Below are 26,392 nucleotides of genomic sequence, written 5' to 3'. Positions count from 1 at the left end.
GGTGTCCTTGAGGGTGACCACGCAGTTGGCCCCGCTGGCGGCGTTGTAGAGCAGGTAGACCCGGGCCCGGCGGGACCCGTCCACGGTCAGCGCCGCCGAGTCGATCACCTGGTAGCCGCTGCCGCACACCTGCCCGGCCGTGTACGGGTTGGGCTGCTCCGGCCCGCTCGTCGTGCCGGACGGCTTCGGCGACCCGGTCGTGCCGCCGGCCGGACGGGTCGCCGACGGGCCGGTCGTCGGGGCGGTCACCGGGTCCGTCGAGCGGGTCGGCGCGGCCGACGGGGACCGGATGGCCCGGCCGGTGCGGCTCGGCGTCGCCCCCGGCGTGTCCCCGGTGCCCGCTCCCGACGGCTGCCCCGACGCGGCGAGCGCCGATTCCCCGGTCAGCGCGGCCCGGCGTTCCGGCGACTCGGACCCGCCGGGCGGGCGCAGCGCCGCCACCGCAACCAGGGTCACCAGCGCGACCAGCACGACGCCCGCCGCGCCCGCCAGGGCCAGCTTCCGCCGCCGGGGGCCACTCGCCGGCTCCTCCCGCGTCGGCGGTACGCCGGAACCGGCGTGCCGGTCCTGCTGGGGGCCGTACCCGCCGGGCCGCGCGGCGGCCGGCCATCCCGGGCCGGGCGAGGCGGGGCCGTGCGGGCCCGGCGCGCCGGGCTGACCGGGGGCCGGCAGGTGCGGGGCGGCCGGCGGGCACCCGCCGGGCTGACCCGGCGGCGGCCCGGCGGGTGCTCCCGTGGGGTGGGCGGTCGACGCCGGTCCGGCCGGTCCTCCCGCGGGGTGACCGGCCGACGGCGGCCCGGCCGGTGCTCCTGCTGGTTGGCCGGCCGACGGCGGTCCGGTCGGCGTCGCCGGGGCGGGGGTCGGCAGCGCGGCGGGGCCGGCGACGGCGGGGCCCGGCACCGCCCACGGCGGGCGGGGCGGCACCGGGACGCTGGCCAGCGTCGCGTCCCGGGCGTCCTCGGCGGCCTCGGCCATGGCGGCCGCCCCCGGATACCGGTCGGCGGGGCTCTTGGCCAGCGCCCGGCGTACCACCTCCAGCACCGCCGGGGGCGTGTCCGGCGGGAGCGGGGCCGGCTCGTCCTGGACGTGCCGCAGCGCCACCTGGAGCGGGTTCTCGCCCTCGAAGGGCGGGCGGCCGGCGAGGCAGTAGTAGGCGACCGCACCGAGCGCGTACACGTCGGTGACCGGCGAGACCGGCTGGCCGGCCGCCTGCTCCGGCGACATGTAGGAGGCGGTGCCGAGCACCATGTGGGCGGCGGTGATCCCGGCCATGGTGGTGGACCGGGCGATGCCGAAGTCCACCAGCACCACGCTGCCGTCCCGCTTGACCAGCAGGTTGCCCGGTTTCACGTCCCGGTGGACGATCCCGGCGAGGTGGGCGGCGTGCAGCGCGTGGGCGGCCTGCGCCACCACCGACATGGTGGAGGCCGGGTCGAGCCGACCGGCCCGGCGGACCCAGGTCACCAGCGGCTCGCCGTCGACGTACTCCATCACCAGGTAGCTGACCTGGCTGCCGTCGGCGAGCGTCGCCGAGCCGAAGTCGTGGACCTGCACGATGCCGGGATGCCGCAGCGCGGCCATCATCCGCGCCTCGGCGTGGAAGCGGGTGGTGAACTCCGGGTCGGCGACCAGCGACGGCAGCAGCGCCTTCACCGCGACCTCGCGGCCGAGCAGGGTGTCGGTGCACCGCCAGACGGCTCCCATGCCACCGGTCGCGATGCGTTCGCTCAGCAGATAGCGGTCGCTGAGCACCACTCCTTGAGTCAGCACCGCGTCACCGTACCGGCCGACGCGAAGTTCGTTGATCCACCGGGTGTTCCGGCGGGAGACGGTGGGCGGGACCGTTCCACGCCCGGCCGACTACGCTTGCACGGGTTCCCAGGGGGACGACGACGGCGAGGGGAGACGCGGCATGGCGTGGAGCTGGCGGTACGAGGGCACGGACGGCAAGTCGGTGGACGGGCCGGCGGAGTCGTTCGCGAGCCAGGCGGACGCCGAGTCGTGGATCGGCCAGGCCTGGCGAGAGCTCGCGGCGTCCGGCGTCACCTCCGTCGCGCTCGTCGAGGACGACCGGGTGGAGTACCGGATGAGCCTGCTGCCCACGGCCGAATGATGGGCTACGACCGCCCGGGCGAGCCGCTGGTGCTCGGGGTGCCCCGGGCGGCGTTCCGGCCCAGCCCGGTCTTCCTCGCCCTGGTCGCGCTCTTCGTGACCAGCGGGGTGCTGGCCTGGCAGCGGTACGGCAACATCCGGCTCGACGTCTTCCTCTTCGTGGTCTCGGGCTGGCTGGTCTCGCTCTGCCTGCACGAGTACGCCCACGCGGTGGTCGCGTACCGGGCCGGGGACCGGGACATCGCCCATCGGGGCTACCTGACGCTCAACCCGTTCAAGTACACCCACCCGCTGCTGTCGATCGTGCTGCCGGTGATCGTGGTGCTGCTCGGCGGCATCGGCCTGCCCGGCGGGGCGGTCTGGGTGGACCGGCACGCCATCCCCGGCCGGCTGCGGCACACCCTGGTCAGCCTCGCCGGCCCGGCCACCAACGTGCTGTTCACCCTGGTGCTGGTGGCGGCCCTGCGGATCGGCTTCGGCAGCGGCGGCTCGGTGGAGTTCTGGGCCGGGGTGGGGCTGCTGGCGTTCCTCCAGCTCACCGCCAGCGTGCTCAACCTGCTGCCGGTGCCCGGCCTGGACGGCGGCAACATGATCCAGCCATGGCTGAGCCCGCAGTACCGCCGGACGTACGACCTGTTCGCCCCGTACGGCTTCATCCTGCTCTTCGCGCTGCTGTGGAGCCCGCGGATCGGCGGCTGGTTCTTCGGCGCGGTCTTCGGGATCGCCGACGTGCTGGGCCTGCCGCCGGCCTTCTACTCGATCGGTTTCGAACTGATCCGCTTCTGGCAGGGCTGAGCGGCCCGGTCCGGCCGGCGCGACCGCGCCGGCCGGACCGGACGGCGCTCACGGCCGCTGAGCGGGAGACTCGGTCTTCGCCGCGTCGCGCTCGGTGACCGGCTCGACGATCTCGTCGATCGCCTTGAGCAGGTCGGCGTCGAGCTTCACGCCGGCCGCCTTGACGTTGTCGTACACCTGCTCGGGACGGGACGCCCCGACGATCGCCGAGGAGACGTTCGGGTTCTGCAGCACCCAGGCGATGGCGAGCTGCGGCATGCTCAGCCCGGCCTGCTCGGCCAGCGGCTTGAGCCGCTGCACCCGGGTGAGCACCTCGTCGGTCAGCCAGGCGGCGATGAAGCCCGCGCCGGACTTCTCGTCGGTGGCCCGGGAGCCGGCCGGCGGCGGCTGGCCCGGCAGGTACTTGCCGGAGAGCACGCCCTGGGCCATCGGCGACCAGACGATCTGACCGACGCCCAGCTCCTCGCTGGTGGGGATGACCTCGGTCTCGATGACCCGCCAGAGCATCGAGTACTGCGGCTGGTTGGAGACCAGCGGGATGCGCAGCTCCCGAGCCAGCTTGTGGGCCTCGCGGATCTGCGACGCCTTCCACTCCGAGACACCGATGTAGTGCGCCTTGCCGGAGTGCACGACGTCGGCGAAGGCCTCCATCGTCTCCTCCAGCGGGGTGCTGTAGTCGTACCGGTGGGCCTGGTAGAGGTCCACGTAGTCGGTCTGCAGCCGACGCAGCGAGCCGTCGATCGACTCCATGATGTGCTTGCGGGACAGGCCGCGGTCGTTGCGGCCCGGGCCGGTCGGCCAGTAGACCTTGGTGAAGACCTCCAGCCCCTCGCGCCGCTCGCCCTTGAGCGCCCGCCCGAGGACCGCCTCGGCCTTGGTGCCGGCGTACACGTCGGCGGTGTCGAAGGTGGTGATGCCGGAGTCCAGGGCGGCCCGCACGCAGGCGGTCGCCGCGTCCTCCTCCACCTGGGAGCCGTGGGTGATCCAGTTGCCGTACGAGATCTCGCTGACCATCAGGCCGGAACGGCCTAGGTGTCGGAATTCCATGCCCCGACCCTAGCCCCGTCGGTTGACGGTCACCGCCGCCCGCGCCGCCGGTGGTGGCGTGGCACACCGCCGCCCGGGCGGCTCACAGCACCGGGCTGGTGTCCGCGAGCAGCCGGTCGATCTCCGCGACCACCTCGGCGCGGCTCGGCTGCACCGGGTCGATCAGCGGCTCACCGTTCCGGTCGAGCGCGCCCCAGCGGCCGGTGCCGTCGCCGACCAGGAAGGCGACCGGGTGGATCACCAGTACCCGGTACGCCGGCTCGACGATCACGCGGCCGGTGCGGTCCACCACGCCCCGGCGGCCGGCCAGCTCCACCACGGCCAGGCCCTCCTCGGTGAAGCCGTCCACGTACCGGCCGTCGGGCAGGGCGGTGGGGAAGCCGTGGTACCGGGTCGGCACGACGAGCTGACCGGTCCGGTCGACCGCGCCCCAGCCGCCCCGGCGGACCGCCGCCAGGCCGCCCCGGAACGGGCGTACGTCCTCGAAGCCCGGCGGGATCTTCACGATGTTGGTCGGGTCGACCGCCATCCAGTTGCCCTTGCCGTCCATCGACACCCAGGCCAGGCCGCCGGAGAAGGAGCCCGCCCCCCGGTAGCCGTTGTTCGCCTCGATCAGGGCGGCCCCGGAGGTGTCGATCAGCGCCCACCGGGAGGCCTCCGGGCGGCGTACCCAGGCCTTGCCCTCGTGGAACGGCTGCACCTCGGCGTACCGGTGCTCGATCACCAGGTTGCCCTCCGCGTCGGCGTAGCCCCAGAGCTCCAGCTCCTCGTCGAAGGTGGGCGATGGGGACCGCTCGCTGCGCAGCATCGCCTCGCGGTCGCGCGGCCACGGGCCGAACCCGCCTGCCGCGGCCCGCTCCCGGACCGCGTCCAGCGCCACCCCGGTACGCGCTGCCAGCTCCGGGTCGGCACCCTGGCGCAGGTCCAGCGCCCGCTCGAAGTGGTGGCACGCCTCGATCAGCCGGCCCTGGTCCAAGCAGGACCGGCCGGCGTGCTCGTGCAGCGCCGCGCGCAGCCGGTCGGGCAGCTCCGGGGAGTTCGCCTCGGCGAAGAGCCGGTCCGCCTCCGCGTGCTCACCCCGCCAGCGCAGCACCTGGGCGAGCCGGGCACGCGCCAGCGCGGTCCGCCGCAACTCGCCGGTGGCCTCGGCGTACGTGACCGCGAGCCGACCGTCGGCGAGCGCGTCGTCCAGGTCGCCGAGGATCCGCGAGGCCACCGAGCGGAGGCTCAGCAGCCGGGCCCGGCTCCGGTTGTCGAGCGCGGTGCCCAGCTTGGCGGTGAGGCCGTCGCGGACGACCCGCAGCTCCTCCGGATCGGTCGCCTCCTCGCGCAGCGTCTCCGGGTCCAGCCGCCACCGGAAGGCGGCCAGCGCCTGCTCCGGGTCGGTGGGTGGCGCCGGCTGCTCCGGTTCGGTCTCCGTGGTGGTGTCGGGCTCCGGTTGCGGAGCCGCCGACAGCGGCCCGGCGGGCGGCCCGGACACCGGCTCCGCGGGCGGCCCGGACACCGGCCCGGCGGGCGGCCCCGACACCGGCCCGGCGGAGGACTCGGACAGCGGCTCCGTGGGGGCCCCGGACAGCGGCCGGGTCGATCCGGCCGCCGGGTCCGCCGGCCCGGACCCGGGCTGTGCGGACGTGCGGCCCTGGGCGGGTGGTCCGGAGACAGGCTGCGCGGGCGCGGACGCCGGTGCGGGTGGCGCGGAGACGGGCGGCCCGAAGACCTGGGCGGGCGGCCCGGAGACCGGCCGGGTGGATTCCACCAGCGGCGGTGGGACCGGCCCGGACGCGGGCGGCGCGGAGACCGGCCGGGCGGGTGCCGTCCCGGCCGACCGGGCCGGGGACGCGCCGACCTGCCCGGCGGGGGGCGCGGAGACGGGGCGGTACGCCGGTGGAGCCGACCCGGGCACTCCGGTGTGGTCCGGCTCGGTCCGCGGCGCGCGCACGGATTCCTCCGCGGCGACCGTCGGTGTGGCCGAGCGGGCCGGCGGCGTCGGCTGGCTCGACCGGAACCACGCCTCCCTCTCCTCGACGGTGCGGCCGGACGGCGGTGTCTGCGCCGGAGTGTCGACCGGCGGAGCCGACGGGGCCGACGGTGCCGCCTCGGGAACCGGTGGCGCGGGGGGCGCGGACACCGGAGCCGACGCGGCGGGGGCCGCCGTAGGCGCCGACTCCGGGACCGGTCGCGCGGCCGGCGGTGCGGACGTCGGAACCGGCGGCCCGGACACCTGGACCGGTGGCGTGGACGCCGGGATCGGCGGTGCGGAGACCGGCCGTGGCTCGGCGCTCCTGCCGTCCTCGGCCCTGGTGCCCCGCTCGTCCCGCCGGGATCCGGCCGGGCCGGGGTACGCGGGCGGCGCCGGCCGGGCCGGCGCGTCGGCGCCGGGGTGCCTCTCGCCGTGCCGGGGGGCCGCCGTCGGGTGCGCGGCCGTCCGGTCGTCGTCGGCGTCCGGACCGGCGGGACGCCGCTCGGGCGCCGGCCCGGGGAGGAACTCCGGGCGCGGCCCGGCGGCCGGCGGCGCGGAGGTCGGTCTCGGCTCCTCCGGCGGGGCCGGTCGCGGGGACCGGTCGTGGGGGTGCGGCTGGTCGGCCGGCGGAACCGGGTACCCGGGCCGGCCCGGACCCGGCGCGCCCGAGGTGGGCGCCACCGGCCGGTCGTCGGGCCGGGTGCGGGCGGCGGGCTCGACGGGCGGGCGTCGGCCGTCGTCGTGCCGGCTGGGCGGGGGCTCGACCGGCCGGCTCGGCGACTCGTCGGGCCGGGTACGGCCAGCCGGCTCCGTCGGGGGACGCCAGCCGTCGGCCGGGCGGGCGGTGCCCCGGTCGGCCGGGTGGCCCGGCCGCTCCTCGGGGCGGCGGAACGCGGGTCGGTCCTCCGGTCGGTACCGGTCGTCGGGCCGGGCGGCGGCCGGCTCGGGTCGCCGGCCGTCGTACCGGGGAGCGGCCTCCTCGGCCGGGTGGCGCTGCCAGCCGTCCGGGTGCGACCCGGCGGGGCGCCGCTCATCCCGCCCCGGCGGCGCGGGATCGACCGGGCGTGCCGCCCGACCGTCCGGGCCGGGCCGGTCGATCGGTGCGGCCTGGGGACGCGGTCGCTCGTCCGGCCGGTACCGGGCCGGCTCGGTCCGGGCCCGCTGCTCGGCGGCGGGCCACTCCTCGGGACGGCGTCGAGGTTCGCCCTGGGGGCGGTGGGCGTCCGGCCGCTCGTCGGGAATGACGGCGTCGGGGCGCGGTCGGGGGTCACCCTGGGGGCGGTGGGTCTCCCGCCGCTCGTCGGGGGTGAAGGCGGCGGGCCGGCCGACGGGTCGGGGGTCGCCGTGCTGCCCGGGCAGCCGGTCGGGCGCCGGGCGATGCGGGTCCCCGGTCGGCCAGCGCAGGCCGTCGCGCTCGGGCGCCGGAGGCGCGTCCCGGTAGGTCTCGGCCCGCGCCGCGGCCTCCCGGCGCGGGTCGCGCTCCCGGGGCGGCGGGCCGTCGAAGCCCTGGTCCCGCCGGTCCCTGCGCGGGGCGGTGGTGGGCCGCCCGTCGGCCGCCGGCGTGCCCCACTGGCGCTCCGACCGGGCCGGCGCGTCCGGGCGTCGGTCGGCGGAATGCGGTCGGTGCGGGAACTCGTCGGGCTCGGGCAGCCAGCCGGGCTCCGGGGCGGGGGAGACCGGCCGGTGGGGGGCGGGGTCCGGCGGCGACGTCCGCCGGCCGGATTCCGGGCGGCCCCAGGGCTGGTCGGGCCGGTCGCCGTGCCAGCCGGCGGCGCGGTCGCGGTCCACCGTCCACTCCGGCGTGCGCCGGTCGTGCCGGCCGGATCCGTGGTCGGCGGGCTGCGCCGGGCCGCGCCGGTGGAGGTCGTCGCCGGCCCGGCCGTCCTCGACCCGCCCGTCCGTCCGGGGCCGCCGGTCGCGGGCCTCCACCTCGCCGCGCCGGTCCGACCAGGCCGGACGCTCGCGGCCGTCGGGCGTGGCGCGCGCGTCGTCCCGGCCGCGTCCGCCCGCCGCGTCGCGCCGCGCGCCCGGACCGGGGATCACCGGGTACGCGCCGCGCCGGTCACCGCCGGCGGGCACGACGGGGTATGACCCGCGCCGCTCGCCGGGGGCGGGGCTGACCGGGTGGGTACCGCGCTGGTCACCGTCAGGAACGACCGGGTGGGACCCGCGCCGCTCGCCGGGGGCCGGGCTGACCGGGTGGGACCCGCGCCGCTCGCCGGGGGCCGGGCTGACCGGGTGGGACCCGCGCCGCTCGCCGGGGGCCGGGCTGACCGGGTGGGACCCGCGCCGCTCGCCGGGGGCCGGGCTGACCGGGTGGGACCCGCGCCGCTCGCCGGGGGCCGGGCTGACGGGGTGGGCGTTGTCGCGCGGGTCGCCGGGGGCGGGGCTGACCGGCTGCACCTCGGCGCGCCCGACGACGGCGGAGCGCCCGCGCGGGGCGGGCGGGGTCAGGTAATCGATGCCGATGTCGCCCGGGTAGCGCTGGCCCGGGAACTGGGGGCGCCACTCGGTGGTCGGTTCGGCGACCCAGGCCGGCTCCGCCGGGTCGCGCCAGCGGTCGTATCCGCCACTCATCGGGGCACCCGGTCGCCGCCCGCGCGGCGCGGCCTCGGGGCCGGCTCGCGTCGCTCGCTCACGGCGATGTCACCTCGTTGGAAATTGTCGCGCCGGGCAACCCACGTGCCGGTAGAGTCGCCCGGTCCAGCACGTCATGGCTGCGGAAGGAGGGTAGCGGCGTGGGCTCTGTCACCGCCACTGTGGCACCGCCCACGGACTCAAACGTTACCCGATGGTTTCGGACATTTGGCGCGATGGTCCTGTCCGGCTTCCGGCGCCACGCCACCTACCGGCAGGCCGCCGTCGCCGGGGTGGTCACCAACACGGTCTTCGGGTTCCTGCGCTGCTACATCTTCCTCGCCGTGGTCGGCGCGGCCGGCACCGTCGCCGGGTACGATCGGGCGCAGCTCGCCACCTTCGTCTGGGCCGGGCAGGGCCTGCTGGCGGTGATCCTGCTCTGGGGCTGGACCGACCTGGCGGACCGGATCCGGACCGGGGAGATCGCCAGCGACCTGCTCCGTCCGGTGCACCCGGTGACCAGCTACCTCGCCACCGACCTGGGCCGCGCGGGGTTCGCCTCGCTCTCCCGGCTGCTGCCGCCGGTGCTGATCGGCCCGCTCCTCTTCGACGTGTACCTGCCCCGGCGCTGGGCCACCGTGCCGCTCTTCGCGCTCTCCGTGCTGGTCGCCGTGGTGCTCTGCTTCGGCTGCCGGTTCCTGGTCAACGCCACCGCGTACTGGCTGCAGGACGTGCGGGGCGCGATGATCCTCTGGACGCTCAGCTCCGGGGTGCTCGCCGGGCTCTACTTCCCGCTGCGCTTCCTGCCCGAGTGGTTCCAGCTCGCGCTCTGGTACGCCACCCCGTTCCCGAGCCTGCTGCAGACCCCGCTCGACGTGCTGGTCGAGCGGGACCCGGCCCCGGCGCAGTTCGGGCTGGTGGGGCTCCAGGTCGCCTGGGCGGTGCTGATCCTCGCCGCCTGCCGGCTGGTCCAGCGCCGGGCCGAACGCCGGCTGGTGGTGCAGGGTGGCTGAGCGACTGGCCGCGTACCGGGCGTTGCTCGGGGCGCAGGCCCGGTCGCAGACCGCGTACCGGACCTCGTTCGTGGTGGACCTGGTCGGCAACGTCGGGGCGACCGTCTTCGACGTGGTCACCGTGCTGGTGCTCTTCGGGGTGACCAGGGAGCTGGGCGGGTTCACGCTGCGCGAGGCGCTGGTCATCGTCGGCATCTCGTCGTTCGCGTTCGCCACCGCCGACCTGCTGGTCGGCAACATCGAGCGGCTGCCCCGGTACGTCCGGACCGGCCTCTTCGACGCCGTGCTGGTCCGCCCGCTGGGTGCGCTGCCCCAACTGCTGCTGATGGACCTGCCGCTGCGCAAGGTGTCCCGCGCGCTCTTCGGCCTGGCCGTGCTGGTGGTGGCGGTGACCTCGGCCGGGATCGACTGGACGCCGGGCCGGTTGGCGCTGGTCCTGGTGGCCCCGGTCGCCGCGGTGGTCTTCTTCGGCGCGGTCTTCGTGACCACCGCGACGGTGTCGTTCTACTGGATCGACTCCGGCGAGCTGGCCAACTCGGTCACCTACGGCGGGCGCGACTTCACGTCGTACCCGATCACCGTCTACGGCGGCTGGTTCCGGGCGGTCTTCGCGTACGGGATGGGCTTCGCCTTCGTCAGTTACCACCCGGCGCTGGCGCTGCTCGGCCGGGCCGACCCGCTCGGCCTGCCGGCCTGGGTCGGTTGGACCGCGCCCGGCGTCGCGCTCGTCGCCGCCGCGGTCGCGGCCGTGTCCTGGCGCGTCGGGGTCCGTCACTACCGGAGTACGGGATCATGAGCCAGGTCATCATCGTGCAGTGCGAGGAGTGAGCTTGCGAGCCCCGCAGTCACAAGCAGCGGTCATTCATGCGCGCGGGCTGCGCAAGGAGTTCACCGTCCGGGTGAAGGCCGGTCGGCTGCGCCGGGAGAAGCGGGTGGTCACCGCCGTCGACGGGGTCGACCTGCGGGTGGAGCGCGGCGAGATGCTCGGCTACATCGGCCCCAACGGCGCCGGCAAGTCGACCACCCTGAAGATGCTCACCGGCGTGCTGATGCCGTCGGCGGGCGAGGTCCGGGTCTGCGGCCTGCGGCCGGTGGCCGAGCGGACCCGGCTGGCGCTGCGCATCGGGGTGGTCTTCGGCCAGCGCTCGCAGCTCTGGTGGGACCTGCCGCTGCGCGACTCGTTCGACCTGCTGCGGCACGTCTACCGGGTGCCGGCGGCCGAGCACGCGGCCCGGCTGCGCCGCTGTCGCGACCTGCTCGACCTCGACGAGTTCCTGGACACCCCGGTCCGGCAGCTCTCCCTGGGCCAGCGGATGCGGGGCGAGCTGACCGCCGCCCTGCTGCACGGCCCGGAGGTGCTCTTCCTCGACGAGCCGACCATCGGGCTGGACGTGGTGAGCAAGCAGGCCGTCCGGGGCTTCCTGGGGGAGCTGGGCCGGGCCGGCGACACCACCCTGGTGCTCACCACCCACGACCTGGCCGACATCGAGCGGCTCTGCCGTCGCCTCGTGGTGATCGACCACGGCCGGGTGGTGCACGACGGCTCCATCGCCGCCCTGCACAGCCGGTACGGCTCCCGCCGGCTGGTCGTGGCCGAGCTGGACACCGCCCTCGCCGCGCCGCCGACGCTGCCGGGCGCCCCGCTGCACCGGGTGGAGGCGGACGGCCACCGGCTGGTCTTCGCCCTGGAGTCGGCGGGCGTCGCCGAGGTGGTTGCCGGGCTCGCCGGCCTGGCCACGCTCCGCGACATCTCGATCGTCGAGCCGGACATCGAGGAGGTCGTCGCCCGCCTCTACCGCGCTCCGGTGGTCACGGGCTGAGCCGACGTCCGGCGGCGGGGCGGCCGGCTCACGGGTGCTCCGCGACCAGGACCGCGAAGGTGCCCGGTGCCAGCGCCTCGTACCGGTGCGGCGCGTCGCCGGGGAAGGTGGCGTAGTCGCCCGGGCCGAGGTCGGTGGCGCTGAAGTCGGCGTGCTCCGAGCGCACCCGCGGGCCCTCGCCGGCCCGGATGACCCGGACCGCGGCCGGCACCACCGCGCTGCTGCTCCTGGCCGGGGTGGCATGACGAGGCCCCTCCCCGCGGCGGGCGGGAAGGGGCCGGTCGGAGCGGGTCCGGGTCAGATCTTGTCGCCGATGTTGACCTGCGGCGCGGGGGCGCGCATCCGGCGGAAGGTGATCGACCGCATGATCGCGTACAGGTAGAGCGAGCCGAGCTTCTGGTCGCTCTTCGGGAACCGCTCCCGCATCAGCTTATTGATCTTGCGGGAGATCAGGACGGAGTCGACCACCACGCCGAGCGCCAGCGCGCCCCACAGCACGTTGGAGATCAACCGGACGATCGGCGGCATGGCCTGGTTGGAGCCGACCAGCACGATCAGCGCGCCGCCGAAGAACCAGGTGCCGACCGTACGCCGGGAGTCGACCACGTTGCGGGCGAGCAGCTTCTCGGGCCCCCGGTCGCGGGGGCCGCCCTCGCGACGGAACTCGGTGGCCGCCTCGGCGCGGGCCGCCCGGCGCTGCTCCCGGGCCTCCTCCTTGGTCAGCGGCCGGCTCGGCGCGCTGAGCCGCCGGCCGGCGACCGGCCGCTTCGGCGTGACCTGGCCCAGCTCCTTCTTGCTCGGGGTGTAGCCCCGGGGGCGGGCGGCGGCGGACGCCTCGTCGGTCGTCACCGAGGTGACGGACTCATCGACGAGGTCGGCGGGCTTGCGGCGAAACAGCGACGGCACGTGGTGAAGAGTAGCCAAACAGCCGCGCCCGGTGCACATCGCGGGTGCACCGGGCGCGGAAGGAGCGGTGTGACGTTACGGACGCTCGACGTGCGCGCCCAGGTCGGCGAGCTTCTTCTCGAAGTCCTCGTAGCCCCGGTTGATCAGGTCGACGCCGTACACCCGGGAGGTGCCCTCGGCGGCGAGCGCCGCGATCAGGTGGCTGAAACCGGCGCGCAGGTCCGGGATGACCAGGTCGGCGGCGTGCAGCTTGCTCGGCCCGGCGATCACCGCCGAGTGCTTGAAGTTGCGCCGGCCGAAGCGGCACGGGGTGCCGCCCAGGCAGTCCCGGTAGACCTGGATGTTGGCGCCCATCGTGTTCAGCGCCTCGGTGTAGCCCAACCGCTGCTCGTAGACCGTCTCGTGGACGATCGACAGGCCCCGGGCCTGGGTCAGCGCCACCACGAGGGGCTGCTGCCAGTCGGTCATGAAGCCGGGGTGCACGTCGGTCTCCAGCGCCACGGCGTTCAGCTCGCCGCCCGGGTGCCAGAACCGGATGCCGCCCTCCTGGCCCGGGTCGCCCAGCTTCGGCGGGCGGGCGTCGGTGACCTCGTACTCGCCGCCGACCGAGCGGAAGACGTTCAGGAAGGTCATCATGTCGGCCTGCTGCGCGCCCAGCACCTCGACGTCCCCGCGGGTGGCCAGCGCGGCCGCCGCCCAGCTCGCCGCCTCGATCCGGTCCGGGATCGGCCGGTGGGTGTAGCCGTGCAGCTTCTTGACGCCCTGGATCTCGATCACCCGGTCGGTGTGCACCTTGATGATCGCGCCCATCTTCTGCAGGATGCAGATCAGGTCGATGATCTCCGGCTCCACCGCCGCGTTGCGCAGCTCGGTGACGCCCTCGGCCATCACCGCGGTCAGCAGCACCTGCTCGGTGGCGCCCACGCTCGGGTACGGCAGGGCGAACTTCGTGCCGTGCAGGCCGTTCGGCGCCGACAGGTGCAGCCCCTCCGGGGTCTTGTCGACCGTCGCGCCGAACTCGCGCAGCGCCTGGAGGTGGAAGTCGATCGGGCGCGGCCCGATGTGGCAGCCACCCAGGTCCGGGATGAAGGCGTGCCCGAGCCGGTGCAGCAGTGGGCCGCAGAACAGGATCGGGATGCGGCTGGAGCCGGCGTGCACGTTGATCTGGTCGGTGCTGGCGCTCTCGACGTTGGACGGGTCGAAGACCAGCTCTCCGTCCTCCGCGCCGTCGGTCACCTTCACCCCGTGCAGGCCGAGCAGCCCGCGGACCACCTCGACGTCGCGGATCCGCGGCACGTCGAACAGCCGGCTGGGCGAGTCACCCAGCAGCGCGGCGACCATGGCCTTGGAGACGAGGTTCTTCGCGCCGCGCACGCGGATCCGCCCTTCGAGCGGAGTGCCTCCGTGTACGACCAGGACGTCGTCGGTCAACGCAACCTCCAGCGCGTTGGTGCTGCCGTGTAAATGGTTGGGGTCCACGATCTGCATCGCTACCCGCAGGGCGGCCAGGTGAAAACGGCCGGCATGTGTTGTCGCCCCGGCAGCATAGCCCTCCGTGACGAAAATGGAATCGGTCACATCGCCAGCCAGGGCACGAACCGGGGTTTCCGGTGCGTTTCCGTACCAACCATGTGACCGAGCGTGATCAAACGGCGGTGGGCGGCGGGGTGTCCGCCCCGGGAAGGGCGAGCATCTGGTCGAGGGCCACCCGGGCGTGGTGCGCGGTGTCCGGGTCCACGGTGATCTGGTTGACCACCCGACCGGCGACCAGCTCCTCCAGCGCCCAGACCAGGTGCGGCAGGTCGATCCGGTTCATCGTCGAGCAGTAGCAGACCGCCTTGTCCAGGAACATGATCTGCTTGTCCGGGTGGGCCAGCGCCAGCCGGCGGACCAGGTTCAGCTCGGTGCCGACCGCCCAGGCCGAGCCGGCCGGGGCCGCCTCGATGGTCTTGATGATGTACTCCGTGGAGCCCACGTGGTCGGCGGCGGTGACCACCTCGTGCCGGCACTCCGGGTGGACCAGCACGTTCACCCCCGGCACCCGCTCCCGGACGTCGTTGACGCTCTCCAGGGTGAAGCGGCCGTGCACCGAGCAGTGCCCGCGCCACAGGATCATCTTCGCGTCGCGCAGCTGCTCCGGGGTGAGCCCGCCGTTCGGCTTGTGCGGGTCGTAGAGCACGCAGTCGTCCAGCGAGAAGCCCATCTCCAGCACCGCCGTGTTGCGGCCGAGGTGCTGGTCGGGCAGGAAGAACACCTTCGACCCCTGCTCGAACGCCCAGTCCAGCGCCCGCTTGGCATTCGACGAGGTGCAGACCACGCCGCCGTTGCGCCCGACGAAGCCCTTGATGTCGGCCGAGGAGTTCATGTAGGTCACCGGGACGGTGTCCTCGGCGATGCCCAGCTCGGTCAGCACGTCCCAGGCGGTCTCGACCTGCGACAGCACCGCCATGTCGGCCATCGAACAACCGGCGGCCAGGTCCGGCAGGATCACCTGCTGCGCGTCCGAGGTGAGGATGTCCGCGCTCTCGGCCATGAAGTGCACGCCGCAGAAGACGATGTACTCCGCGTCGGGCCGGGCCGCCGCCTCGCGGGCCAGCTTGAACGAGTCACCGGTCACGTCGGCGAACTGGATCACCTCGTCCCGCTGGTAGTGGTGACCCAGCACGAACACCTTCGTGCCGAGCGCGGCCTTGGCCGCCGCCGCCCGGGCCACCAGGTCCGGGTCGCTCGGCGCGGGGAGGTCACCCGGACACTCCACGCCACGCTCGGTGGCGGGGTCGCTGCCGCGGCCGAGGAGCAGCAGCGCAGTGGCGGTGTTGGAGGGCTCAACCCAGGTCGAAGTCACGCCCCCCATGGTCCCACAGCGTGGCCGCCGCGCAGCCGTCCCAGGTGTGGGCTGCCACACTGCTGGGCATGCGCGTGCTGCTCTGCCCGGACAAGTTCGCCGGCACGCTGCCGGCCCAGGAGGTGGCCACCGCGGTGGCCGAGGGCTGGCGGGAGGTGGCCGCCGGCGACGACCTGCTGATCCGGCCCCTCGCCGACGGCGGGCCCGGCTTCGTCGCCGTCCTCGCCGAGGCGCTCGGCGGGCGGCGGCTGCCGGTGCCGACCGTGGACCCGCTCGGCCGGCCCGCCGCCGGTGAGATCCTGCTCACCGACGACGGCGTGGCCTACCTGGAGAGCGCCCAGGCGTGCGGGCTGCACCTGCTCACCGCCGCCGAGCGCGACCCGAAGGCCACCACCTCGTACGGGCTGGGGCTGCTGGTGGCCGCCGCCGTCGAGGCCGGCGCCCGGACCGTGGTGGTCGGCCTGGGTGGCTCCGCCACCAACGACGGGGGCGCCGGCATGCTGACCGCGCTCGGCGTCACCCCCCTCGACCAGGCCGGCCACGCCCTGCCGTACGGGGGAGCGGCACTCGCCGCGGTGGCCGCGCTGGACGGCGCGCCCCGGCTGCGCGCGGTCGACCTGGTCGCCGCCACCGACGTGGACAACCCGCTGCTGGGGCTGCATGGCGCCAGCAACGTCTACGGCCCGCAGAAGGGCGCCACCAGGGCCGACGTGCTGCTCCTCGACGCCGCCCTGGAACGCTGGGCGGCCGTGCTGGAACGCGAGCTGCCCGGCTGCCCGGCCGGCTTCGGCGCGCTGCCCGGCGCCGGCGCGGCCGGTGGGCTGGGCGCGGCCATCCTGGCGCTGGGCGGCCGGTGCGAGTCCGGCATCGGCCTGGTCACCCGGGCCATCGGGCTGGACGCCGCGCTCGACCGCGCCGACCTGGTGATCACCGGGGAGGGCTCCTTCGACCACCAGTCGCTGCGCGGCAAGGTGGTGGCCGGGGTGGCCGGGGCCGCCCGGGACCGCGGCGTGCCCTGCGTGGTGCTGGCGGGGCGGGTGAGCACCGGCCGCCGGGAGGCCGCCGCGGCCGGGGTCACCGAGGCGTACAGCCTGGTGGAGCACTTCGGCGGGGAGGAACGCGGCGGGCTGGAGGCGGCGATGGGGCGGCCCGCCGAGGGGCTGCGCGCGCTCGGCGCCCGGCTGGCCCGGCAGTGGAGCCGTTGAGCGGGGCGTTGGCCTGCGGCGCGGCTCACGCGAGCCGGACCACGCCACCGGAGGTGACTCCCCCCGGCGCGGCGTAGGATCGGATCTGGACCACACCGGGAATCACTGGGCGACGCGCGACGTTGGCCAGTGCGTCCGGACCCATACCGCGCAGGGAGATTTCCACGTGACCACGCCAGCGCAGACCGAGTCGACCGAGGCCAAGGCCCCTACTTCCGTCGTCCTCACCGACGTCGCGGCGCAGAAGGTCAAGGCCCTGATCGAGCAGGAGGGCCGCGACGACCTGCGGCTCCGGGTCGCGGTGCAGCCGGGCGGCTGCTCCGGCCTGCGGTACCAGCTCTTCTTCGACGAGCGGTCGCTCGACGGTGACGTCGTCACCGACTTCGGCGGTGTCGAGGTCGTCGTCGACCGGATGAGCGCCCCCTACCTGGCCGGCGCGACGATCGACTTCGCCGACCGGATCGACGCCCAGGGCTTCACCATCGACAACCCGAACGCCGGCAGCTCCTGCGCCTGCGGCGACTCGTTCAGCTGAGTCGACCTCGCGCCGAGCCGGCCGGCCCGTACCGGGCCGGCGGGTGATGTGACGAAAACGGCGGGACCACCCTCCCCGGGTGGTTCCGCCGTTTCTTCGTGCCTCCGGGTGTCCGGGCGGTGACGTCCGGGTATGCGTGGGTCGACCGGTTCTCGACCGACCCGCGACAGACGTGCCGACCGGGCCGGTAGGCTGACCGGCGCCGTGCTGCCGACCCCGAGGGCTGACATGAAGATCGCCGTGACCGGCTCGATCGCGACCGACCACCTGATGAGCTTCCCCGGTCGCTTCGCCGACCAGCTCATCGCCGACCAGCTGGACAAGGTCTCGCTGTCCTTCCTCGTCGACGAGCTGGTGCTCCGGCGCGGCGGCACCGCCGCCAACATCGCGTTCGGCATGGCCCAGCTCGGGCTGAGCCCGGTGCTGCTCGGCGCGGTCGGCGCGGACTTCGCCGACTACCGCTCCTGGCTGGAGCGGCACGGGGTCGACTGCGACTCGGTGCACGTCAGCGAGGTGGCCCACACCGCCCGCTTCGTCTGCACCACGGACACCGCCATGTGCCAGATCGCCTCCTTCTACGCGGGGGCGATGAGCGAGGCGCGCAACATCGAGCTGGCCCCGGTGGCGGCCCGGCTCGGCGGCCTCGACCTGGTCCTGGTCAGCGCCAACGACCCGGCCGCGATGATCCGGCACTCGGGGGAGTGCCGGGAGCGCGGCTACGCCTTCGTCGCGGACCCGTCCCAGCAGCTCGCCCGGATGGACGGCGCGGACGTCATCGGCCTGATCGACGGCGCCGACTACCTGATGACCAACGAGTACGAGAAGTCGCTGCTGCAGAGCAAGGCCGGGCTGACCGACGAGCAGCTGCTGGAGCGGGTCAAGGTCCGGGTCACCACGCTGGGCAAGCAGGGTGTCGAGATCGCCGGGCGCGACTTCGCCCCGCTCCACGTGCCGATCGCCCGGGAGATCCAGGCGGTCGACCCGACCGGCGTCGGCGACGGCTTCCGGGCCGGCTTCTTCGCCGCCCTCAACTGGGGGGTCAGCCTGGAGCGGGCGGCCCAGGTCGGCTGCCTGCTCGCCACCCTGGTGCTCGAGAACTTCGGCGGCCAGGAGTACGAGGTCCGCCGCGACCTGTTCGTGAAGCGCCTCGCCGAGTCGTACGGTGACGCGGCCGCCGAGGACATCCGGCCGCACCTGCTCCCGTGACCTCCGCGGTACCCGGCCCCGACCACCCCGGCGTCTCCGGCGGAGTGGATCCGGGTGCCGTCCGCCCCGGCGCGGCCGCCGCCGCCGGCCCGGTGCTGGTGGCGTTCGCCGGTCTGCCCGGGGTGGGCAAGAGCAACCTGGCCGTCCGGGTCGGCGCGGCGCTGCGCGCCCCGGTCCTGCCGGTGGACCCGGTCGAGCGGGCCATGGCCCGCTACGGCCTGGTCGGCGACGTGCCCGGGATGGCCGCGTACGGCGCGGTCGCCGGTCTCGCCGAGGTGCAGCTCGGGCTGGGGTTGAGCGTGGTGATCGACGCGGTCAACCCGGTGGCCAGCGCCCGGGGCCTCTGGCACGACCTGGCCGAGCGGGCCGGGGTGCCGCTGCGGGTGATCGAGGTGCACTGCGGCGACGAGGCGGAGCACCGCCGCCGGGTCGAGGCGCGGCTGCCCGCCGAGCCGGACCGACACCTGCCCACCTGGGAGCAGACCCTGGTCCGCCGCGCCGAGTACGAGCCGATCATCGGCCCCCGCCTGGTGGTCGACACCACGGTCGACATCGACCCCCTCCCCGCCATCCTCAGCTATCTCGCATGACCCGTCACCGGCTCCGCCGGACGTCGTAGCTGGACCCGCCCGTTACGGCGCCGAGGAACTCCTGCCCCCGCATGCGGCACCAGGCGGGGATGTCGACCGCCGCGGCGGGGTCGTCGGCGAGGACGCGGAGCACCGCGCCGACCGGCAGCTCGGGCAGGCGGCGGGCCAGGGCGATCACCGGCAGCGGGCAGCGCTGGCCCCGGCAGTCGAGGACCTCGTCCGGCTCACTCACAGCCCCATCACCCCGGCCTCGGCGCGCAGGTCGGCGACGATGCCGGGCAGCTCGGTGAGGAACCGCTCGACGTCCGCCTCGGTGGTCTCCCGGTGCAGCGACACCCGGACGTTGCCGTGCGAGAGCACCCCCATCGCCGCCAGCACGTGCGACGGCCGCAGCGTCGACGAGGTGCACGACGAGCCGGAGGAGACCGCGAAGCCACGCCGGTCCAGCGCGTGCAGCAGCGCCTCGCCGTCCACGTACAGGCAGGAGAAGGTGACCAGGTGCGGGAGCCGGTCGACCGGGTCGCCGACCACCTCGACGTCCGGTACCTCGGCCGCCACCCGGGTCCGGATCCGGTCCACCAGCGGCGCCAGCCGGGTCGCCTCGGCCGCCGCGTCGGCCGCCGCCGCGCGCAGGCTCGCCGCCGCCGCCACCACCGCGGGCAGGTTCAGCACTCCGGGGGTACGCCCCGACTCCCGCTCGTCGGCCGGGAACGGCGACTCCCACCGGGTGCCCTTGCGGACCACCAGGAGCCCGACGCCCGGCGGCCCGCCCCACTTGTGCGCGCTGGCGCTGAGCACCGACCAGCCGGCCGGCACCGGCGCCCGGCCGATCAACTGCGCGGCGTCGACGTAGAGCGGCACCCCGGCGTCGGCGCACTCGGCGGCCGCCGTCGGCACCGGCTGGACGGTGCCCACCTCGTGGCTGGCGCCGATCAGCGCGGCGAGCGCCACCCCGGGCGCCCGGACCGCCGCCGACCAGGCGTCCAGGTCGAGCCGACCCGCCCGGTCAACCGGTACCGGCACGGCCGTCCCGCCGGCCCCGACGTGCCGCTCGGCGGCGTGCAGCACGGCCGAGTGCTCGATCGCGGAGTGCACCAGGGCCGCCCCGACCCGGCGCCGGCCGATCAGCCCGCCGAGCACGGCGGCGTGCGCCGCGGCCGTACCGCTGGGGGTGAAGGAGAGCTCGTCGGCGCGGACGCCGAGCGTCTGCGCGGTGGCCTCGCGGGCGGCGTCGAGCAGCTGGCGGGCCCGGCGGGCCTGGCTGTACAGCTTGCCGGGGTCGGCCCAGCCGTCCTCCAACGCCGCCAGCAACGCCTGCCGGGCGACCGGGTGCAGCGGCGCGGCGGTGGCCGCGTCCAGGTAGACCGGGGATGCGCTCACAAACGTCCACGCTATCGCGTCGGTATGCCCAAGATCCCCCGATGGGGGCGGACAGTGACCCCAAGACGGTCAGGCCCGTCATGGTCGAGTAATCTGCGACCGTCGGTGACGCCTTTGCCGTCGGTGTTGAGGAAACAACCACCGCGGCGCGCTAGGGAGGCAGGACCAGGTGGTCGCAAGGAGTTCGGAGGTACGGCCGACGGCCGTACGGCACAGCGCTTCCCCAGGAGCCGGTGGGCGCCGGCGGCGTGGTGCTGGTCGGCTCGCCGGGCTCGGTCTCGGCGGAGCGGCGCTGCTGGTTCTGCTCACCGGCTGCGACGTCGGCAAGACGTTCGGCGGCTTCGGCTGGCCGGAGGGTGGCATCTCCCCCGAGTCGCACCGGATGTACGACCTGTGGATCGCGTCCTGCATCGCGGCGCTCGCGGTCGGCGTCTTCGTGTGGGGCCTCATCTTCTGGTGCGTGATCCGCTACCGGAAGCGCGGCAACGAGCTGCCGGTGCAGACCCGCTACAACATGCCGATGGAGTTCCTCTACACCATCGCGCCGATCCTGATCGTCTCCGTGCTCTTCTACTACACGGCGATCGTGCAGACCGACGTGGACCGGACGACGAAGAACCCCGACGTCACCGTCGAGGTCGTCGCCTTCAAGTGGAACTGGCAGTTCAACTACCGCGACGGCCAGGGCCGCGACGCCAACACCGTCGCCTCGGTCCTCGGCACCAGCGAGGTCATCCCGGTGCTGGTCCTGCCGAGCGGCAAGTCGATCCGGTTCGAGGAGCAGAGCCGCGACGTCATCCACTCCTTCTGGGTGCCGGAGCTGCTGTTCAAGCGGGACGTCATGCCGGGCAACATCCGCAACGTCTTCCAGGTCTCCAGCCTCGACCAGGAGGGCGCGTACGTCGGCCGCTGCGCCGAGCTGTGCGGCAGCTACCACGCCTTCATGAACTTCGAACTGCGGGTCGTCTCGCCGGAGAAGTACGAGCAGTTCCTGGCGGCCAAGAAGGCCGGCAAGTCGACCCAGGAGGCGCTCAAGGCGATCGGCGAGCCCGAGTTCGCCACGAAGACCGAGCCGTTCAACACCCGGCGCGACAAGAACAACTTCAACCCGGACAGCGCTCCGGTCGGCGCGGGAAGCTGAGGGATCCGGCATGAAGACCGAGTGGAAAATCTTCCTGGTCATCGCGACCTTCCTCTTCGGCGTCGCGATCCTCTACGCCAGCTGGACGTACGGCGAGGGCGGCCGGGTCGAGTGGATCGGCACGGTGGCGCTGCTGCTGTCCTTCATGCTCTGCTCGATGTGCGGCGGCTTCTTCTGGTTCGTCTCCCGCCGCATCGACCTGCGCCCCGAGGACCGGCCGGACGCCGAGATCGCTGACGGCGCGGGCGAGATCGGCTTCTTCAGCCCGGGCAGCTATTGGCCGTTCGGGCTGGCGCTGGCCGCCGCGATCGCCGGTCTGGGGCTGGTCTTCTGGCAGTTCTGGCTGCTGGGCCTGGGCCTGGTGACGGTGATCTTCGCCGCCTGCGGCCTGCTCTTCGAGTACTACACCGGCACCCGCCGCACCGCCGAGCACTGAGCTGACGGCTTCCCCGAATGGCCCGCGTCCTCCGGACGCGGGCCATTCGCCTTTCCAGTCCACCCGCCCCCGGCGACGTCGGTCTGCCTCGCCCCAGCTCCGCGACGTGGCGGCCTCGGGCAACTCCGTACACCGCCAGGTCGGCGATGTGGTGGGCGAGCCAGGGCCGGCGGGGCGTGGGTCAGGCCGCGCGGCGGTAGGTCGAGACCCGGCGGCGGCTGTCCAGGCGCGGGGCGCGGAAGGTGAACGTGGCGATCAGCACGGCCGCGCCGCAGCCGGTGCAGGCCCGCTCGGGGCAGTCGACGCCGTGGCCGTCGACGCAGGGCGGGGCCTCGAACGGCTGAACGCCCTCGCAGGTGTCGCAGTAGAGCTCGCGGTCCGACACGGGCGTCTCCTCTCGCTCCGGCGCCCGCCGAGGGACAGGGCCGCCATCGGCGGAAAACGGAAAATTACTCCCGTGTAGTTTGGCACGCGGGTCCGACACTTCCGTTTCGGACCCCGGCCGACGACACGTCCGTTCCGGACCCGGCCGGCCCGCCCCGGACAGAGCGCTGGTCGCGCGCCTCCCGGGTGGCGCCGATCCCCGACGGCGCGGGGCGGCGGGAGTCAGAGCGCGCGGGCGACCTCGAGCCAGCGGTCGAGCGCGCCGGCGGCGGCGCCGGAGTCGATGGACTCGGCGGCCGTGGCCATCCCGGCCCGCAGCGCCTCGATCAGGTCCCCGTCCAGCGGCCCCTGGGTGGCCAGCGCCGCCGCGGCGTTCACCAGCACGGCGTCGCGGACCGGGCCGGTCTCGCCAGCGAGCAGCCGCCGGGCAACCCCGGCGTTGTACGCCGCGTCCCCGCCCCGCAGATCCGCCAGGGTGGCCCGGGGTACCCCGAGGTCGGCGGCGTCCAGCAGCGCCTCTCTCACGGTGCCCCGCTGGGCCACCCAGACCCGGGTGGGCGCGGCGGTGGTGAACTCGTCCAGCCCGTCCTCGCCGCGCATCACGATCACGGAGTCGCCCCGCTCGGCGAAGACGGCCGCCATCACCGGCGCCATCCGCAGGTCGAAGCAGCCGACCGCGCCGGCCCGGGGGCGGGCCGGGTTGGTCAGCGGGCCGAGGAAGTTGAACGCGGTGGGCACGCCGATCTCCCGGCGGACCGGGCCGGCGTGCCGCATCCCGGGGTGGAACCGGGCCGCGAAGCAGAAGCCGATGCCCGCCTCGTCGACGCACCGGGCGACCTGCTCGGGGCTCAGGTCCAGCGGGACGCCGAGGTACTCCAGCAGGTCGGCGGTGCCGCAGGAGGACGAGGCGGCGCGGTTGCCGTGCTTGACCACGCGGACGCCGGCGCCGGCCACCACGAGCGCGGTCATGGTGGAGATGTTGACCGTGTGCGCGAGGTCACCGCCGGTGCCGACCACGTCCAGGGCGGTCCGGCGCAGCTCCTCGGGGAGCACCACCTCGACGGAGCGGCCGAGCATCGCCTCCACCAGGCCGGCCAGCTCGGCCGGGGTCTCGCCCTTCGCCCGCAGCGCCACGGCGAAGCCGGCGACCTGGGCCGGGCTGGCCGCACCCGTCATGATCTCGTCCATCGCCCAGGCGGTGTCGGCGGTGGTGAGCTCCTCGCCGCGCAGCAGCGCGTTGAGCAGCAGCGGCCAGGTCCGTTCGCCCATGGCGGGCCTCCCGAGCGGGCATGGAGATGCGGGTGAGGAACGACGTCGGCGCCACGGCCGCGATGCCGTGGCGCCGAGGGGGTGACTCAGGCCGCGGCGGGCGTACGCCGCAGCAGCTCGGCGACGGTGGTGCCGGTGGTCACCGGGTCGAGCGGGTGCACCAGCGTCGCGTCGACCTCGGCGTACGCGGCGAGCCAGCGGTCGGCCGCCCGGGCGATCACCACGCAGGTCGGCGGGGCGTCGTCCCGGTCGTCCTTGATCTGCCGGGCGATGCCGATGCCGCCGCCCGGAGTGGCCTCGCCGTCGAGCAGGAGCAGGTCGATCTCGTACTCGTCGACCAGCCGGACGCACCCGGCGTAGTCGGCGGCCTCGACGAACTCGATCTGGAGCCCCGGCGCGGGCCGGGTGCCGACGGCCAGCCGCATCCGGTCGCGGACCTCGGGGTCGTCGCTGTAGAGCAGGACGGTGCAAAGACGATCGCTCATCGCTGGCTTGGCTCCCACCTCGTAGCTGCCCGCTGATGGTAGCGGGCGTCACATCGGGCCGGACGGCCCGCCCTGGCGGGCCGGTGGGCGTACCCGCCCGCGACGGTCAGGCGGGCGACTCCGCGGCGCGTTGCAGGGCCTCCTGGCGGTCCAGCTCGCGGTCCACCCGGCGGGCCTCCCGCTCGGACTGCTTCACCCACTGCACGACCAGCACGGCCAGCACGGTGATGCTGACGAGCTCGCCGCCGGCCCAGAGCACGCCGCCGGCCACCACCTGGTCGTTCCACGGGTTCGACCAGCTCAGGTGCAGCGACGGGTACCAGTCGCCGCCGAAGAGGGTGGTGCTCTGCATGATGGTGAGCCCGAGCACGGTGTGGAACGGCACGGAGAGCAGCATCAGCAGCGCCCGGGCCGGGTACGGCCACCGCCCGGGCAGCGGGTCCAGGCCGAGCAGCGGCCAGAAGAACACGCAGCCGGTCATGATGAAGTGCGCGTGCACCAGCTCGTGCGCCCACGCGTGCTGCAGGGTGTAGCGGTACAGGTCGGTGAAGTAGAGCACGAACGGGTTCGCCACGAAGATGGCGAACGCCACCAGCGGGAAGGTGTAGACCCGGGCGATCCGGCTGTGCACGATCGCGAGCAGGCGCTTGCGCGGGCGGAGCGACAGGGTGCGCAGGGCGAGCGTCACCGGCGCGCCGAGGGCCAGGAAGATCGGCGCCACCATCGACAGCACCATGTGCTGGACCATGTGCACCGACAGCAGCGCGGTGTCGTACGCGTGCAGCCCGCTGACCGTCACCGAGGCGATGCCGCCCAACCCGGGGCCGAGGAAGCAGACCGTGCGGACGACCGGCCAGTGGACGCCGCGCAGCCGCAGCCGGTACACGCCGTAGAGGTAGAGCCCGGCGGCGAGGACCAGCCCGAGGGCGAGCCAGCTGTCCAGCCGGGCCTCGGTGAAGACCCGGGCGACGGTGAAGGGTGGTGGGACGGCTTCGCCCCCCGCCGCGAGGGTCGACGGGGCGACCGAGGTGGCGGCGAAGATCGGATCGACGTGCAGCACGCTTTTCAGGGTAGGTCAGGCGAACCGGACCACCCCGATCGGGCCACGGATGGCGCAGGTTTGCCACCCCGCTGATCGCCGGTCCCGGTCAAGGGCAATAATGACCGCGTGACTGCGGCCCCAGCCATTGACAAGAGCCGGATCCACTCCCTGACCCGACCCAACATGGTCAGCGTCGGGACGATCGTGTGGCTCTCCAGTGAACTCATGTTCTTCGCGGCGCTGTTCGCGATGTACTTCTCCATCCGCGCGGCAGCGCCGGAGCAGTGGGAGAAGCACACCGAGATCCTCAACATCCCCTACGCGACCACCTTCACGGTGATCCTGGTGTTGTCCTCGGTGACCTGCCAGCTCGGTGTCTTCGCCGCGGAGAAGGGTGACGTCCACGCGCTGCGGCGCTGGTTCACGATCACCTTCGTGATGGGTCTGATCTTCGTGCTCGGCCAGGCGAACGAGTACCGCAACCTGGTCCACGAGGGCGTGAAGATCAACGTAGACGGTTACGGGTCGATGTTCTACCTGACCACCGGCTTCCACGGTCTGCACGTGACCGGCGGTCTGATCGCCTTCATCATCTTCATGATCCGCACCACCATGGGCCGGTTCACCCCGGCGCAGGCCACGTCGGCGATCGTCGTGTCGTACTACTGGCACTTCGTCGACGTCGTGTGGATCGGCCTCTACGCCATGATCTACTGGCTCCAGTGATCTTGGCGCGTCACGAACCGCGCCGCTGCTCCGTCCCCTGAGACAAGGTCCAACCGGTTAAGGACACAGGTCATGACTTCTGACAACGACCGCCGACGCGGTCTGCTCGCGCGCCTGCGCGGGCGGCCCGCAGCGCGCAGCAGGGGCCGCCGCCGGCTGGGCGCCGCGGTCCGGCTGATCGCCGCGCTGACGCTGGCCGGCGGCGCCTACACCGTCTTCGCCCCCGGCGTGCAGGCGCAGGAAAACCCGCCGCTGAGCGCCGCCGCCGGCGAGGGCAAGGCGCTGTTCGACGTGAGCTGTGTGACCTGCCACGGTCGCAACGCCCAGGGTGTCCAGGGACGCGGGCCGAGCCTGATCGGAGTCGGCTCGGCCTCGGTCGAGTTCCAGGTCGGCAGCGGTCGGATGCCGATGGCCCGGCAGGAAGCCCAGGCCATGCGGAAGCCCCCGCAGTTCACCGACGAGCAGGTGCGCCAGCTCGGCCAGTACATCCAGGAGCTCGGCGGCGGCCCGCAGGTCCCCGCGGGCAACAACCTCCACGAGGGCGCCAACCTGGCGACCGGTGGTGAGCTGTTCCGGATCAACTGCTCGCAGTGCCACGCCTTCGGCGGTGGCGGCGGCGCCCTCTCCTCGGGCAAGTACGCCCCGAGCCTGAAGCCCGCCAGCGACCGGCAGATCTACGCCGCCATGCTGAGCGGCCCGCAGAACATGCCGGTCTTCGGCGACAACCAGCTGCGGCCGGAGCAGAAGGCGGACATCATCGCCTACATCCAGGGGACCCTGAAGCACGACCAGGACCAGGGTGGCTTCGGCCTCGGCCGGTACGGGCCGTCCACCGAGGGCCTGGCGGCCTTCCTGGTCGGCATCGTCGCGCTGGTCTTCGCGAGCCTGTGGATTGCGGGCAAGTCGTGACCGAGCGGA

25 protein-coding genes and 1 pseudogene are annotated in these 26,392 nt (G+C 74.4%); 13 read left to right on the top strand and 13 right to left on the bottom strand.

Annotated features, from left to right (window positions below; all coding sequences use genetic code 11):
• Positions 1 to 873 precede the first annotated feature (873 nt).
• A pseudogene (locus EV384_RS29945) lies at positions 874 to 1,770 on the bottom strand (serine/threonine-protein kinase); the annotation flags it as partial.
• A gap of 142 nt (positions 1,771 to 1,912) precedes the next feature.
• Here EV384_RS29945 and EV384_RS29940 point away from each other — a divergent pair.
• Positions 1,913 to 2,113: a hypothetical protein gene (locus EV384_RS29940; RefSeq protein ID WP_130338603.1), complete on the top strand. Its 201-nt coding sequence runs from the start codon at positions 1,913 to 1,915 to the stop codon at positions 2,111 to 2,113.
• Positions 2,110 to 2,907 carry a site-2 protease family protein gene (locus EV384_RS29935; protein ID WP_130338601.1) on the top strand — a complete coding sequence of 266 codons (798 nt, stop codon included), beginning with the start codon at positions 2,110 to 2,112 and terminating at the stop codon, positions 2,905 to 2,907. The genes EV384_RS29940 and EV384_RS29935 overlap by 4 nt, the downstream gene beginning before the upstream one ends.
• A 48-nt stretch (positions 2,908 to 2,955) precedes the next feature.
• On the opposite strand, the gene EV384_RS29930 is transcribed toward EV384_RS29935, so the two are convergent.
• Together EV384_RS29930 and EV384_RS36555 are read right to left on the bottom strand one after the other, a co-directional pair.
• Positions 2,956 to 3,954, bottom strand: a complete 999-nt coding sequence (locus EV384_RS29930) for an aldo/keto reductase family protein (RefSeq protein ID WP_130338599.1) — start codon at positions 3,952 to 3,954, stop codon at positions 2,956 to 2,958.
• Positions 3,955 to 4,036: 82 nt separating this feature from the next.
• Positions 4,037 to 8,491 (bottom strand): WG repeat-containing protein, encoded by a 4,455-nt coding sequence (locus tag EV384_RS36555; protein ID WP_242624360.1) that lies wholly within the window; start codon positions 8,489 to 8,491, stop codon positions 4,037 to 4,039.
• A gap of 161 nt (positions 8,492 to 8,652) precedes the next feature.
• On the opposite strand from EV384_RS36555, the gene EV384_RS29920 reads away from it, so the two are divergent.
• The 3 genes from EV384_RS29920 to EV384_RS29910 are packed head-to-tail and all read left to right on the top strand — an operon-like array spanning position 8,653 to position 11,324.
• Positions 8,653 to 9,504 carry an ABC transporter permease gene (locus EV384_RS29920; RefSeq protein WP_130338597.1) on the top strand — a complete coding sequence of 284 codons (852 nt, stop codon included), beginning with the start codon at positions 8,653 to 8,655 and terminating at the stop codon, positions 9,502 to 9,504.
• Positions 9,497 to 10,300 (top strand): ABC transporter permease, encoded by an 804-nt coding sequence (locus EV384_RS29915; RefSeq protein ID WP_130338595.1) that lies wholly within the window; start codon positions 9,497 to 9,499, stop codon positions 10,298 to 10,300. Before EV384_RS29920 ends, EV384_RS29915 begins: the two co-directional genes overlap by 8 nt.
• 34 nt (positions 10,301 to 10,334) lie before the next feature.
• Positions 10,335 to 11,324, top strand: coding sequence for an ABC transporter ATP-binding protein (locus EV384_RS29910; protein ID WP_242624358.1), 990 nt, complete (start codon positions 10,335 to 10,337; stop codon positions 11,322 to 11,324).
• 28 nt (positions 11,325 to 11,352) lie between these two features.
• On the opposite strand, the gene EV384_RS29905 is transcribed toward EV384_RS29910, so the two are convergent.
• The 4 genes from EV384_RS29905 to nadA form a co-directional block, all read right to left on the bottom strand.
• Positions 11,353 to 11,538 (bottom strand): hypothetical protein, encoded by a 186-nt coding sequence (locus EV384_RS29905; RefSeq protein ID WP_242624357.1) that lies wholly within the window; start codon positions 11,536 to 11,538, stop codon positions 11,353 to 11,355.
• Between the two features lie 83 nt (positions 11,539 to 11,621).
• On the bottom strand, positions 11,622 to 12,269 hold the full coding sequence (locus tag EV384_RS29900) for a DUF3043 domain-containing protein (RefSeq protein ID WP_165440112.1): 648 nt from the start codon (positions 12,267 to 12,269) through the stop codon (positions 11,622 to 11,624).
• 36 nt (positions 12,270 to 12,305) lie between these two features.
• On the bottom strand, positions 12,306 to 13,718 hold the full coding sequence (gene murA / locus EV384_RS29895) for a UDP-N-acetylglucosamine 1-carboxyvinyltransferase (protein WP_242624356.1): 1,413 nt from the start codon (positions 13,716 to 13,718) through the stop codon (positions 12,306 to 12,308).
• A gap of 157 nt (positions 13,719 to 13,875) precedes the next feature.
• The gene (nadA, locus tag EV384_RS29890; RefSeq protein WP_130338591.1) at positions 13,876 to 15,075 is read right to left on the bottom strand and encodes a quinolinate synthase NadA; all 1,200 of its coding nucleotides are present in this window, start codon (positions 15,073 to 15,075) and stop codon (positions 13,876 to 13,878) included.
• Between the two features lie 68 nt (positions 15,076 to 15,143).
• Between nadA and EV384_RS29885 the strand changes: the two genes are divergently transcribed.
• The 4 genes from EV384_RS29885 to EV384_RS29870 all read left to right on the top strand — a co-directional run bounded on the left by EV384_RS29885 (position 15,144) and on the right by EV384_RS29870 (position 18,611).
• Entirely contained in the window at positions 15,144 to 16,280 is a 1,137-nt protein-coding gene (locus EV384_RS29885; RefSeq protein WP_130340900.1) for a glycerate kinase family protein, read from the top strand.
• A 166-nt stretch (positions 16,281 to 16,446) separates the two neighbouring features.
• Positions 16,447 to 16,815, top strand: a complete 369-nt coding sequence (gene erpA, locus EV384_RS29880) for an iron-sulfur cluster insertion protein ErpA (RefSeq protein WP_130338589.1) — start codon at positions 16,447 to 16,449, stop codon at positions 16,813 to 16,815.
• 228 nt (positions 16,816 to 17,043) lie between these two features.
• Positions 17,044 to 18,021 (top strand): carbohydrate kinase family protein, encoded by a 978-nt coding sequence (locus EV384_RS29875; protein ID WP_130338587.1) that lies wholly within the window; start codon positions 17,044 to 17,046, stop codon positions 18,019 to 18,021.
• Positions 18,018 to 18,611 carry a P-loop nucleotide/nucleoside kinase family protein gene (locus tag EV384_RS29870; protein WP_130338585.1) on the top strand — a complete coding sequence of 198 codons (594 nt, stop codon included), beginning with the start codon at positions 18,018 to 18,020 and terminating at the stop codon, positions 18,609 to 18,611. The genes EV384_RS29875 and EV384_RS29870 overlap by 4 nt, the downstream gene beginning before the upstream one ends.
• 4 nt (positions 18,612 to 18,615) lie before the next feature.
• Here the strand turns inward: EV384_RS29870 and EV384_RS29865 are convergent, their stop codons facing one another.
• Together EV384_RS29865 and EV384_RS29860 are read right to left on the bottom strand one after the other, a co-directional pair.
• On the bottom strand, positions 18,616 to 18,843 hold the full coding sequence (locus EV384_RS29865; RefSeq protein WP_130338583.1) for a sulfurtransferase TusA family protein: 228 nt from the start codon (positions 18,841 to 18,843) through the stop codon (positions 18,616 to 18,618).
• Positions 18,840 to 19,991, bottom strand: a complete 1,152-nt coding sequence (locus tag EV384_RS29860) for a cysteine desulfurase family protein (RefSeq protein ID WP_130338581.1) — start codon at positions 19,989 to 19,991, stop codon at positions 18,840 to 18,842. The genes EV384_RS29865 and EV384_RS29860 overlap by 4 nt, the downstream gene beginning before the upstream one ends.
• A gap of 169 nt (positions 19,992 to 20,160) precedes the next feature.
• Between EV384_RS29860 and ctaC the strand changes: the two genes are divergently transcribed.
• Complete coding sequence (gene ctaC / locus EV384_RS29855; RefSeq protein ID WP_130338579.1) at positions 20,161 to 21,132, top strand: aa3-type cytochrome oxidase subunit II; 972 nt, start codon at positions 20,161 to 20,163, stop codon at positions 21,130 to 21,132.
• Between the two features lie 10 nt (positions 21,133 to 21,142).
• Positions 21,143 to 21,568 carry a cytochrome c oxidase subunit 4 gene (locus EV384_RS29850; protein ID WP_130338577.1) on the top strand — a complete coding sequence of 142 codons (426 nt, stop codon included), beginning with the start codon at positions 21,143 to 21,145 and terminating at the stop codon, positions 21,566 to 21,568.
• A 181-nt stretch (positions 21,569 to 21,749) separates the two neighbouring features.
• Here EV384_RS29850 and EV384_RS29845 read toward each other — a convergent pair whose 3' ends face one another.
• From EV384_RS29845 to EV384_RS29830, 4 genes are all read right to left on the bottom strand, one after another.
• Positions 21,750 to 21,953 (bottom strand): hypothetical protein, encoded by a 204-nt coding sequence (locus EV384_RS29845; protein ID WP_130338575.1) that lies wholly within the window; start codon positions 21,951 to 21,953, stop codon positions 21,750 to 21,752.
• 221 nt (positions 21,954 to 22,174) lie between these two features.
• A complete protein-coding gene (gene trpD / locus EV384_RS29840) occupies positions 22,175 to 23,221 on the bottom strand; it encodes an anthranilate phosphoribosyltransferase (protein WP_130338573.1) in 1,047 nt (348 codons plus the stop codon).
• An 86-nt stretch (positions 23,222 to 23,307) separates the two neighbouring features.
• Positions 23,308 to 23,706, bottom strand: coding sequence for a response regulator (locus EV384_RS29835; protein ID WP_130338571.1), 399 nt, complete (start codon positions 23,704 to 23,706; stop codon positions 23,308 to 23,310).
• A gap of 106 nt (positions 23,707 to 23,812) precedes the next feature.
• A complete protein-coding gene (locus tag EV384_RS29830) occupies positions 23,813 to 24,766 on the bottom strand; it encodes a cytochrome c oxidase assembly protein (protein ID WP_130338569.1) in 954 nt (317 codons plus the stop codon).
• A 108-nt stretch (positions 24,767 to 24,874) separates the two neighbouring features.
• Here EV384_RS29830 and ctaE point away from each other — a divergent pair, with 108 nt between their 5' ends.
• Positions 24,875 to 25,474, top strand: coding sequence for an aa3-type cytochrome oxidase subunit III (gene ctaE, locus EV384_RS29825; protein ID WP_089013301.1), 600 nt, complete (start codon positions 24,875 to 24,877; stop codon positions 25,472 to 25,474).
• Positions 25,475 to 25,546: 72 nt separating this feature from the next.
• Positions 25,547 to 26,383 carry a cytochrome bc1 complex diheme cytochrome c subunit gene (gene qcrC / locus EV384_RS29820; RefSeq protein WP_130338567.1) on the top strand — a complete coding sequence of 279 codons (837 nt, stop codon included), beginning with the start codon at positions 25,547 to 25,549 and terminating at the stop codon, positions 26,381 to 26,383.
• The last annotated feature ends 9 nt before the right edge of the window (positions 26,384 to 26,392 follow it).

Source organism: Micromonospora kangleipakensis (assembly GCF_004217615.1).
GTDB classification, from domain to species: domain Bacteria; phylum Actinomycetota; class Actinomycetes; order Mycobacteriales; family Micromonosporaceae; genus Micromonospora; species Micromonospora kangleipakensis.
This window is presented reverse-complemented; position numbering and strand designations above follow the sequence as displayed.

What these genes read in the sequence shown, in the direction of transcription:
- EV384_RS29940 (WP_130338603.1), top strand. Translation starts at nt 1,913, where the DNA reads ATGGCGTGGAGCTGGCGGTACGAGGGCACGGACGGCAAGTCGGTGGAC.
- EV384_RS29935 (WP_130338601.1), top strand. Translation starts at nt 2,110, where the DNA reads ATGATGGGCTACGACCGCCCGGGCGAGCCGCTGGTGCTCGGGGTGCCC.
- EV384_RS29930 (WP_130338599.1), bottom strand. Translation starts at nt 3,954, where the DNA reads ATGGAATTCCGACACCTAGGCCGTTCCGGCCTGATGGTCAGCGAGATC.
- EV384_RS36555 (WP_242624360.1), bottom strand. Translation starts at nt 8,491, where the DNA reads ATGAGTGGCGGATACGACCGCTGGCGCGACCCGGCGGAGCCGGCCTGG.
- EV384_RS29900 (WP_165440112.1), bottom strand. Translation starts at nt 12,269, where the DNA reads ATGTGCACCGGGCGCGGCTGTTTGGCTACTCTTCACCACGTGCCGTCG.
- murA (WP_242624356.1), bottom strand. Translation starts at nt 13,718, where the DNA reads ATGCAGATCGTGGACCCCAACCATTTACACGGCAGCACCAACGCGCTG.
- EV384_RS29885 (WP_130340900.1), top strand. Translation starts at nt 15,144, where the DNA reads ATGCGCGTGCTGCTCTGCCCGGACAAGTTCGCCGGCACGCTGCCGGCC.
- EV384_RS29875 (WP_130338587.1), top strand. Translation starts at nt 17,044, where the DNA reads ATGAAGATCGCCGTGACCGGCTCGATCGCGACCGACCACCTGATGAGC.
- EV384_RS29850 (WP_130338577.1), top strand. Translation starts at nt 21,143, where the DNA reads ATGAAGACCGAGTGGAAAATCTTCCTGGTCATCGCGACCTTCCTCTTC.
- trpD (WP_130338573.1), bottom strand. Translation starts at nt 23,221, where the DNA reads ATGGGCGAACGGACCTGGCCGCTGCTGCTCAACGCGCTGCTGCGCGGC.
- EV384_RS29835 (WP_130338571.1), bottom strand. Translation starts at nt 23,706, where the DNA reads ATGAGCGATCGTCTTTGCACCGTCCTGCTCTACAGCGACGACCCCGAG.
- qcrC (WP_130338567.1), top strand. Translation starts at nt 25,547, where the DNA reads ATGACTTCTGACAACGACCGCCGACGCGGTCTGCTCGCGCGCCTGCGC.